The sequence below is a fragment of the Sphingobacterium sp. T2 genome (assembly GCF_000814685.1).
GTDB lineage: Bacteria > Bacteroidota > Bacteroidia > Sphingobacteriales > Sphingobacteriaceae > Sphingobacterium > Sphingobacterium thermophilum.
In genome coordinates this window covers 18,115-28,007 of sequence record NZ_JXAC01000034.1, presented here as the reverse complement: position 1 = coordinate 28,007, position 9,893 = coordinate 18,115, and the positions used below count along the sequence as shown (strand labels likewise).

13 protein-coding genes and 1 pseudogene are annotated in these 9,893 nt (G+C 41.6%); 11 read left to right on the top strand and 3 right to left on the bottom strand.

The genetic code is table 11. The features are described 5' to 3' along the window. From SD31_RS03400 to SD31_RS03365, 9 genes and pseudogenes are all read left to right on the top strand, one after another. Positions 1-273, top strand: a pseudogene (locus tag SD31_RS03400) (hypothetical protein); the annotation flags it as partial. A gap of 153 nt (positions 274-426) precedes the next feature. Next, positions 427-960, top strand: coding sequence for a Crp/Fnr family transcriptional regulator (locus SD31_RS03395; RefSeq protein ID WP_039053110.1), 534 nt, complete (start codon positions 427-429; stop codon positions 958-960). 85 nt (positions 961-1,045) lie between these two features. Beyond that, complete coding sequence (locus tag SD31_RS03390) at positions 1,046-1,636, top strand: NAD(P)H-dependent oxidoreductase (RefSeq protein ID WP_039053109.1); 591 nt, start codon at positions 1,046-1,048, stop codon at positions 1,634-1,636. A gap of 5 nt (positions 1,637-1,641) precedes the next feature. After that, positions 1,642-2,118, top strand: coding sequence for a DUF4405 domain-containing protein (locus SD31_RS03385; protein ID WP_039053108.1), 477 nt, complete (start codon positions 1,642-1,644; stop codon positions 2,116-2,118). A gap of 59 nt (positions 2,119-2,177) precedes the next feature. Next, positions 2,178-3,254, top strand: a complete 1,077-nt coding sequence (locus SD31_RS03380) for a ferredoxin--NADP reductase (RefSeq protein ID WP_197053510.1) — start codon at positions 2,178-2,180, stop codon at positions 3,252-3,254. A gap of 137 nt (positions 3,255-3,391) precedes the next feature. Then, complete coding sequence (locus tag SD31_RS03375; protein WP_231561120.1) at positions 3,392-3,901, top strand: YoaK family protein; 510 nt, start codon at positions 3,392-3,394, stop codon at positions 3,899-3,901. Positions 3,902-3,971: 70 nt separating this feature from the next. Then, entirely contained in the window at positions 3,972-4,118 is a 147-nt protein-coding gene (locus SD31_RS18225) for a hypothetical protein (protein WP_231561119.1), read from the top strand. A 253-nt stretch (positions 4,119-4,371) separates the two neighbouring features. Continuing rightward, positions 4,372-5,430: a PLP-dependent cysteine synthase family protein gene (locus tag SD31_RS03370; RefSeq protein ID WP_039053107.1), complete on the top strand. Its 1,059-nt coding sequence runs from the start codon at positions 4,372-4,374 to the stop codon at positions 5,428-5,430. A gap of 125 nt (positions 5,431-5,555) precedes the next feature. After that, the gene (locus SD31_RS03365) at positions 5,556-7,262 is read left to right on the top strand and encodes a protein-disulfide reductase DsbD family protein (protein ID WP_039053106.1); all 1,707 of its coding nucleotides are present in this window, start codon (positions 5,556-5,558) and stop codon (positions 7,260-7,262) included. 99 nt (positions 7,263-7,361) lie between these two features. Here SD31_RS03365 and SD31_RS03360 read toward each other — a convergent pair whose 3' ends face one another. The 3 genes from SD31_RS03360 to SD31_RS20580 form a co-directional block, all read right to left on the bottom strand. Beyond that, positions 7,362-8,042, bottom strand: coding sequence for a hypothetical protein (locus tag SD31_RS03360; protein WP_039053105.1), 681 nt, complete (start codon positions 8,040-8,042; stop codon positions 7,362-7,364). 79 nt (positions 8,043-8,121) lie between these two features. Continuing rightward, positions 8,122-8,364 carry an Lrp/AsnC ligand binding domain-containing protein gene (locus SD31_RS20585; RefSeq protein WP_316929743.1) on the bottom strand — a complete coding sequence of 81 codons (243 nt, stop codon included), beginning with the start codon at positions 8,362-8,364 and terminating at the stop codon, positions 8,122-8,124. A gap of 56 nt (positions 8,365-8,420) precedes the next feature. Further along, positions 8,421-8,615: an AsnC family protein gene (locus SD31_RS20580; protein ID WP_316929742.1), complete on the bottom strand. Its 195-nt coding sequence runs from the start codon at positions 8,613-8,615 to the stop codon at positions 8,421-8,423. Positions 8,616-8,826: 211 nt separating this feature from the next. Here SD31_RS20580 and SD31_RS18220 point away from each other — a divergent pair, with 211 nt between their 5' ends. Together SD31_RS18220 and SD31_RS18215 are read left to right on the top strand one after the other, a co-directional pair. Further along, positions 8,827-9,201: a hypothetical protein gene (locus SD31_RS18220; RefSeq protein ID WP_231561118.1), complete on the top strand. Its 375-nt coding sequence runs from the start codon at positions 8,827-8,829 to the stop codon at positions 9,199-9,201. Positions 9,202-9,257: 56 nt separating this feature from the next. Next, the gene (locus SD31_RS18215) at positions 9,258-9,833 is read left to right on the top strand and encodes a DUF1080 domain-containing protein (RefSeq protein ID WP_231561117.1); all 576 of its coding nucleotides are present in this window, start codon (positions 9,258-9,260) and stop codon (positions 9,831-9,833) included. Positions 9,834-9,893: the final 60 nt, after the last annotated feature.

Sequence of the window (9,893 nt, the reverse complement as noted above, 5' to 3'; positions counted from 1 at the left end):
CTCGCTTCAACGATCTGTCTGGATGAAACGATGGTTTGTCAAAAGGCATTCAACAAGATGAAAAATAGTGCTCAGAAATCTTCCGAAGCTTATCAGAAATATCTGGGTAAATATGTAGGAGATTTTATTCACAAATCTTTACCCGAATTGCAACTACCCAATCCGGTGAAAACGACCTACTTCGTACGCCCTGGCGTACCCATAGTGTTGTCGGCCAATGAAGCTATAAAGAAAAATTTAAAAATGCAGTGCTGTACTTTGATCACGGCATAGATCCTTACCGTTACCTCTTGAGACAATATTACCAAGGTTTGGAAGAGTTTGTTCCTGTGTTGAATATCAAAAAGAGGATAGATTGAGTAGTATAGAAAGGAACACCATTGACTTAGTAGATTTTCCAATCTATATTAGTATATTGTTTATGATATGGGATTGTCAAAGAAAACATTATGGTCTCCTTTTGAAAAGTATATTAATCGTGTGGAAGTACCTGCGCGTACTGTTTTGTTGGAGGAGGGTAAAGTTTCCAAGACCATGTTTTTCGTGGAGAAAGGATGTCTTCGTACGTGGATTAATCACGATGGTAAGGAGATTACTACTCAGTTTTTCTTTGAAGGAGACAGCGTTTCTTCTATAGAAAGTTTTCGAACCAACCAGCCCAGCTTATACAGTATCGAAAGTATCGAACCTTGTATTTTGCATACAGTTTCTCAGAGAGATTTTCAAAAAGTTATTGAGGAACAGCCGCCGTTGCGTAAGATGTTTGAAGAGCATCTTTTCCGGCGTCTGTTTGAGGGCCAACGAATCATGCTTTCTTTCCTCCGTAATACTCCACAGCAGCGTTATGAAGAATTAATCCGTCAATACCCACATATAGTACAGCGTGTCCCGCAGCACTACATAGCCTCCTATCTGGGGATCACACCGGTATCTCTCAGTCGTATCCGCAACCGAAAGTAATCCTCGCATTTATTAACAAATGTTATCGTTCTAAGGGCAGAAGCCTTCTCAATTTTGTATTGTCAACACAATACTATATGAGAATATGAGAACGCTTATTGTATTCAACCATCCGTATGAAGGGAGCTACTGCAACGCTATCCTGCATGCCGTACACAAAGGCCTACAGATCGGAGGCCATGAAGTAGATGTTATTCATCTGGATAATGATGGATTTCGTCCGGCTATGACAAAGGCTGACCTGAAAGCTTTCGTGGATCATCAGCCTATAGATCCTCAGGTAATCGACTATAGCGAGCGCCTTAGGCAGGCTGACCATCTGATTTTTATATTTCCTATCTGGTGGGATATCATGCCTGCTATGACCAAAGGATTTATTGATCGAGTTTTATTTCCGGGAGTGGTGTATGACCATCATCCTAGAGGATTTGGATTAGTACCTCTGCTGGATAATCTGAAGAGTATTACGATGATTACGACGATGAATAAGCCTAAGCTGATGTATTCGTTGCTTATAGGTAATTTAATTCGTAAGGCTATGCTCAAAAGTGTATTTAAAGCTATGGGATACAGAAATCTACGATGGATAAGTTTTACGTCGGTAAAACGTGTAAGTCATGAGAAACGTGTTAGATGGCTCGACAATTTGGAAAAACAGTTTTCAACTCTAAAATAATCGTCATGAAAATCAACAGAAATATCGTTACACCTTTTATATCTTTAATATTTGTGGTAGTGGCAATTACCGGTATGTTGATGTTGTTTCATCTGTGGGACGGCTATACCGAAGTGTTGCACGAAGTACTGGGACTTCTGTTTGTATTCTGTGCTGCCTTTCATATTCTGCTTAACTGGAAGTCCTTGAGAGGGCATTTCAAAAAAGGTGTTTTTTTGCCGGCAGCTTTAGCCGTTCTGGTATTGTCGGCAATACTTGTTGTTGCAGAGATCACTTATCCTCCTGTAGATCTTCAGATCATGGAAAGACTGACGAAAGCGCCGGTGGAAGATGCTTTAAAGGCCTTAGGAGTAGATTATACAACTGCGGCGACACGTCTACAGCAAAAGGGAGTGTCCTTGGAGGAGATCGTAATATTTGAAGACTTATGGAGGCACCATGACATGGATGCTGAGGAAGTTATCGATATGCTTTTAGAATGACAATATCCTTTCATGAAAATCGTATCTTGTGCCGCAATCTTTTAACCGTAAATATATATATGAGTGAGACATTATTCTTACGTGTGGCTAAGATTGTTAAAGAGACTTCCGACGCCATAACCATACATTTTGAACAACCTGAAAGACCTGTTTCATATCTTTCCGGCCAATATCTTACTTTGATATGTGATATAGATGGAAAAGAAGAAAGACGTTGTTACTCGCTATGTTCTGCCTCTTGTGCGGACCGTTTTCTGTCCGTGACAGTAAAAAGGGTAGAGGGAGGTAAAGTGTCCAATTATCTTATAGACAACTTGAAGCCGGGTGATACGTTGTCGGCATTACCTCCTATGGGTAATTTCTATTTTGTCCGTAAGGAAGAAAGCAAAGAAGCAGTGATGATAGGAGGAGGAAGCGGAATCACTCCATTGTTTTCCATGATAAAGTCTATACTTAGCGAAGAGCCACATGTGAGAGTGAATCTCCTTTATGTTAATTCTTCGAGGGATAATACAATTTTCTACACAGAGCTGGAGGAATGGAGAGCAAGATATTCCGAGCGATTCCGAATTGTTTATTATTGGAGTGAGGATTGGAAAGAGAAAGAACATAAGTCGGGATTCTTCTCACGTCTTTTTAAGAAGAAAGAAGACCATCGTCTAAACGAGTCTAGGTTGATTTCTGTGTTGGACGAATGGGGGATACAGCGTGGCAATAAGGCAGAATTTTATGTCTGTGGTCCACAAGGCTTGATGGATATGGTAGTACGGACACTTCATGGCTTGGGATATAATGAAGAGACTATCCATAAGGAGAGTTTTTATACTGAATTGGATACTTCGGCTGTCGCAGCCTCCGATACGGAATATGTAATCACGGTACGCTATAAAGGAAAGGATTATGAGGTGAAGGTGCCGGCAGGAACATCTATCTTGGAGGCCGGTCTTGATCAGGGTTTTGATCTAGCCTATTCTTGTCAGAATGGGGATTGTGGAAGTTGTATCAGCAGATGTCTTTCGGGAACAGTGACTATGCTAACTACTGAAGCCTTGTCGGAAAGAGAGCTTAAAGAAGGGTATATCCTTCCTTGTGTAGGATATCCACAGTCTGATGATGTAGTGGTAGAATTCAGATAGTGAAAAAAGTCTTCGTATAATCATTCGAGAAAAGGCTTTTACAGGTTGATGCTCTGTCGGTTAGCTTTTATTTCTTTCAGGGTATCCAATAATTTTTACGTTATTTGTCTTCTTGTTTGTAAGTACATCTAGGAAGTATGTTTAGGCATAAGGGAAAGAGTAGAACATTTACGCACAATCTTAAAATCGCTTCATTGTTATCATTTGTGGCGGGAGTGGTGAATGTTGCCGGATTTTTGTCTGTTCAGCGACTTACAACAAATGTTACCGGCCATTTTGCCATGTTTGTGGACGAGGTGTTCCAGCAGAAGTTTCTGGAAGCTACGCATTACTTTCTCTATATTCTGTTTTTCTTTTTAGGTTCTTTTTTTTCAGGGTTCGCCATAGAATTTATTCACAAGATTGACGACCGGTACACTTATCGTATTCCTGTCTTGGTGGAAAGTGTGATTCTGATTACTGTGGCCTTTACGGGTCAGCTTTTTGTTCCGACCTATCCTTATATTATAGCATATGCGTTGCTTTTCGCTATGGGGTTGCAGAATGCCTTGGTGACACGTATATCCAATGCTGTAGTTCGTACTACGCATCTTACCGGTCTTTTTACTGACCTAGGTATAGAGGTGTCTCAACTCTTTTTTTTATAAGGAGAGAGCTAAAAGACAAAAACTGTATTCATCCATACGGCTGCGACTAACCATCATTAGTTTTTTCTTTTTGGGAGGTCTTTTAGGTGGTATCTTTTATTCGAAAATCCAAATGTTTGTGCTGCTTGGTGCCGGTATGCTTCTTCTGGCAGGTCTTTATTATGATTACGTAAGACTAGCCGTTAAAAGAAAACTTATTGCCAAAAAGATTCGCTAGTTTTCGGTAAAGAAATTTGAAGATATAGTGCTAAGAAGGAGGAGAAGCAATACGCTTCTCCTTCTTTTGTTTTGCAAATGGAGAATTCCTCGCTGGATGTTTTTTCGAGGAGTAATTATAATGCGTCTGGTTTTTGTATTTTTTTTGGAATATCTTATACTTTTCTGTTAAGTTTTTTGTTTTGTTGTGGTTTGTTTGAAAAATGTATTGATAGTGTGTTTTTTTGCTGTGCTAAAAAAATTAAGACGGATACATGATTTCAACGGTACATAAATGCTTATCTCCGGAACTAGATCACAGGTTTAGCCATCTATGGTGTTTAGTGGGCAATACGCCAATGTTGGAACTTCAATACACTTATAAGGGGAAGCCGGGGAGAATTTTTGTTAAGTGCGAGAATTATAATTTGACGGGAAGTATCAAAGACCGTATGGCTTTGTATATTCTTTACAAGGCTTATATGAATTGTCAGATTTCGCCTAGCGATATGATTGTAGAAGCTACAAGTGGCAATACGGGTATAGCTTTTTCGGCGATAGGCCGGTCGTTAGGTCATACGGTGAAAATCATTATGCCTAACTGGCTGAGTAAGGAGCGTATAGATATCATCAAAAGTCTGGGTGCTGAAATTCAGCTTATTAGCAAGGAAGAAGGAGGATTTTTGGGAAGCATACAGCTTAGTGAGGAGCTGGCAGCCCGGGGAGGGGTCTTCTTGCCACGACAATTCGAAAACCAATATAATGCTGAGGCACATGAGTTTACCACTGGTAAGGAAATTGCGCTGCAGTTGAGTGCTAGAAATCTGGTGGCTGATGCTTTTGTCGCCGGCGTGGGGACAGGAGGAACCGTGATGGGTGTGGGGCGTCAGTTGAAACAGCACAATCCTTGGGTAAAGGTACATCCGCTAGAACCTATGGAAAGTCCTACCTTGACAACAGGATATAAAGTTGGAGCACATAGGATTCAAGGTATTTCGGATGAATTTATTCCGGCAATAGTCAATCTTGATGAACTGGATGAGGTAGTTTGTGCCTCGGATGGAGACTCTATCATTATGGCACAGAAGCTGGCACAAGAGTTAGGCCTTGCTGTTGGGATTTCCTCGGGGGCCAACGTTATAGGAGCAATAAAAATCAAAGAGCAGCTGGGAGCAGACGCAGTGGTGGTGACAGTGTTGGCTGATGACAACAAAAAATATTTGAGTACTGACCTTGTGAGAGAAGAACCTGTTAAGGAAGGCTATATCTCAACGGATGTACAATTTACAGGATTTACCCCTATTGCACGTCTGGAAAAGCCTATTGTTTGCTAATTTGCGACAGTAATTTGTGTTTCATCCTAAATTATGTTTAGGGTTGTTTGTGTTAAAAAATAGATTGGCCGAGCTTTATGTTCGGCTAATCTTTAATAGAAGTTGTTACTAATTCATTATAAATCATGATAAGAAAAATATGCTGGGTAATAGCTTTGTTAGCAGCTGTTACTTTTTCACAGGCGCAAAGCTCTGACACTTTAATCCGTGTGGAGAGTGTAGAATCTATGGAAGACACTACTGAAAGTTCTGCATTTATTGATGTGGAGGGGCTGGAGTTCACGGATGGATCGGATAGTTCTGTTGAGGAGGTTGATACCGTTGCAGTAGAGGGCGAACAGAGCTTGTCGATGTCCGTTATGGAGTCTGATGTTCAGGATTCTTCGCTGTGGGGGATTTTCATTGCGGGTGTTCTTGGTGGTTTTGCGGCATTTTTCATGCCTTGTATTTTTCCTATGGTTCCTCTTACGGTGAGCTTTTTCACCAAGCGTTCGGGGTCTCATGCCCAAGGATTTTCTCAGGCGTTGCTGTACGGGCTTTTCATCATCGTGATTTATGTTGCTTTGGGTATGCTGGTGACGATAGCTTTTGGTTCGGATGCGTTGAACGAGCTGTCGACCAACGGGATATTCAATTTTGTTTTTTTTGTGATTTTGGTTGTTTTTGCGGCTTCATTTTTTGGGGCTTTCGAGATTACGCTACCAAGTTCTTTTGTTAACAAGATAGACGCCAAGTCGGACCGCGGGGGTCTGCTGGGTCTTTTCTTCATGGCTTTCAGTCTGGCGTTGGTTTCTTTTTCGTGCACGGGGCCTATCATAGGGACGCTGTTGGTAGAGGCGGCCTCCAAGGGGGAGCGTTTGGGGCCAGCGGTCGGCATGCTTGGATTTTCTATTGCCTTGGCGGTTCCTTTTGTTCTTTTTGCGGGCTTTCCTTCGTTGCTGAAGTCCATGCCAAAGTCTGGAGGGTGGCTGAACAGCGTGAAGGTGGTTTTGGGCTTTTTGGAGCTGGCCTTGGCGTTGAAGTTTTTGTCGAACGTAGACTTGGCTTATCACTGGAACTGGCTGGACCGGGAAGTTTTTCTGGCCTTGTGGATAGCCATCTTCGGTCTTATGGGGCTTTATCTCATTGGCAAGATTAGGTTTGCCCATGACAGTGAGCTGTCGTATATGTCTGTTCCTCGAACGATTGTGGCGATTATCGTTTTTTCTTTTGTGATGTATATGATTCCGGGGATGTGGGGAGCGCCATTGAAAGCGATCAGTGCTTTTCTTCCCCCTAGTGCCACACAGGATTTTGATCTGTCGTCGGTTCAGGGAGGGGAATACGGGTCGGGAGACAGTGGAGTGAAGGTTCAGAAGAAATATTATGAGATCTTCCATGAGCGGGGAACGCCTAAGGGATTTGACCCGTACTACGACTATGAGGAGGCATTGGCAGCAGCCAAGGAGCAGAATAAGCCGGTATTGATAGACTTCACGGGATGGAACTGTGTGAACTGCCGCAAGATGGAGGCCAACGTTTGGACAGACGTGAAGGTTGCCAAGCTGTTGCGCGAGGAGTTCGTGATGGCCGAGCTTTTTGTGGATGACAAGACGGAGCTGCCGGCGGAGGAGCAGTATGTTTCAAGCTTCAGCGGCAAGAAGATTAACACGATAGGGAAGAAGAACAGCGACTTTCAGGCTTCATCGTTCAACAGCAACTCACAGCCTTTGTATGTTATTGTGGATACGGAAGGTAATGTGCTGTTGCCACCTACAGGGGCAGACTACAATGTGGACAGCTATGCTGCTTACCTGCAAAAGGGGATAGATCTGTTCAAAAGCAAAAAATAAACCATATCTCCATATACAAAAGAAAAGACCCAATGAATTAGACATGCCCCAAATAAGTGTCTAACTTTTTGGGGCATGTCTAACAATGTCAGGCTTTTCTTATTTTTCGCGACTCCATATCTCGTAGATAGGATCTCCTTTAGAACTTTTGCCGCTGTGATGCCACTGTCCTTCTTCAATTTTTCCGTCAAAGGTTAAGGTTACACCTACGCGGCTGTTGTCTCTTGAGAAAAAAAGAATATTTTCTTGATATTTGCCGTCTTGAAAAGTGTAATTTCCACCGCCTGTGCCATAAAATCCTTTCTCTGCCGGATTGATGGCAAACCATTGGAAATAGCCGTCTATAAGTAGCTTCAATGTTTTGCGGTTGCCACGCTGCATGGTCTGTATGTTGTCGTTAACTTTGCGTCCCGTGATGCGCCATAATCCATCCAGCGCTTGAGAATGTGTCGCTTTCTTGTCGAAAGCTACCTCATCCACCTTTAGTTGGTTGTTCTGAAAGGATATGGAGAATCGATGGTCTTTGCCAACATTTTCCGGATTTTTATTGTCAAACTCGCAATGGACGATGAGGGTGTTGTTTTCTATGTTGAAAGTTCCTCCCTGTGTGTTATGGTATTCTTTATCTGTGTACACAGTATGGGTGACATAACCGTCGACGAATAAAAGTAGGTGGTGGATATCATTGATTTTTGTATGATAAGCACCGGAAATACTTTGGGCTGCTGCCTGTATGATGCAGCCTACAACAAGAATAATAGTAAATATCGTTGTTCTCATAATTTTAAGGGCTATTGATTTGTATTAAATATACCCATTAAAACAGAGAAGGACAATAAAATGTTTTTTAGATATAGGATTAAAAATGGTAAGCTGTCTCACTTTTGGTTTCCGACAGTACAAAATAGGTTTGCACTGTATTTACCTGAGGTAATACAGCCAGTTTGTGTCGTAAAAACTTGTGATAGGCTTCCATGTCTTTTGTCGCTATGCGAAGCATGAAATCGTAAGATCCCGCCATCTGATAGCACTCCATTACTTCCGGAAATTTGGATACCTCTCTTTCGAATTCGTTGAGGGCCTCAAACGTATGGTTTTTCAAAAATACCTGAGAAAAGGATATCAAGCCGATACCGATCTTGTTGCGGTCCAGAATAGCTACCGTTTTTTTGATATATCCAGCTTTTTTTTAATTTTTTTTACCCTCTCATGTACAGCGGCTATGGATTTGTAAAGTTTCTCGGCCAATTCTTTGTTGCTAAGTGTGGCATCCTCCTGCAAAAGCTTGAGCAACTTAATATCTGTAGGGTCTAAATTCATGGTGTCTCTAAGGTTTTGGTTGTTAGTTTTCAAATTTATTAAATAATGGTTGATATTTTCAAGCTAATTTTTGTTATTGCCGTAAAAAATACGAAATGATGCTTTAATTTCTGAATATTTATGGTCTTGAGGGATCTTTCTTTCTTCTGAAAAGTGTAACTTGATTGTGGAATATCCTTTCAAACAGTGATTTATTTCGATAAAATAATATATTTGTAATACAGCATAAACCTAAAAAATCAATATGAAGACATCAAATGTTTTAAAACACTCGGCTTTTGCTTCATTACTTGTGGGGGCTTTATTGGCATGTAATAATGCTTCCGACAAGAATGAGCAGGGCGAAGAAGTACATAATGCGGCAACGCAAGTTATTCCGGAAGAATCTAAAGAACTGATAGGCCGTTGGGATCTTACTGTAGACAAAGAAGGTAAGGAAGTTCCTTCATGGCTGGAAATAAAATTATCAGGATTCAGCACCTTGGTGGGCTATTTTGTTTCGGATGCCGGCAGTGCCCGTCCTGTATCGCATATCAAATTAGAAGATGGCAAGTTTCATTTTGAGATTCCTACCCAATGGGAAACAGGTACTGGTATGATTAAAGTGGAAGGTGCCTGAAGGATGGTAAGATCGAAGGTACCATCACCAGCAATACAGGAAAAGTCTATAAATATGTGGGTGAGAAGGCTCCTTATTTGGTGAGGAATGCTGAAGGCAGATTGGGACAGCCTATAGAATTGTTCAACGGCAAAGACCTGACTGGCTGGGTTCCATTTGGTGGAGATAACAACTGGTCTGTGAAAGATGGTGTCTTGGTAAATGAAAAGGCGGGCGCTAATCTGAAAACTGAACAGAAGTTTGAAGATTTCAAATTAGAGGTAGAATTTAAATATGGGCAGGGAGGCAACTCGGGTATTTACCTGAGAGGACGTTATGAAGTACAAATTGAAGACTCGCCGGCAGACAGACATCCAGGATCATTATACTTCAGCGGCATTTACGGATTCTTAAGTCCAAGTGAAATCGTAACCAACGGTCCGGATCAGTGGAATAAATACGAAATTACCCTCAAAGGACGTATGGTGACGGTGGTAGCTAATGGCAAAACTGTTATCAGCAATCAGGAAATTCCGGGTATTACGGGGGGGGCTCTCGATAGTAAGGAAGGCGAAGCTGGACCTATTTACTTGCAAGGGGACCATACAGGAATCGAATTCCGTAAGATTGTAATCACTCCAATAGAGTATTAATTCTTATCAACAAAAAGAGGCTGTCTAAAAAGTCTCTTTAAAAAAGGAATCCCCGATACT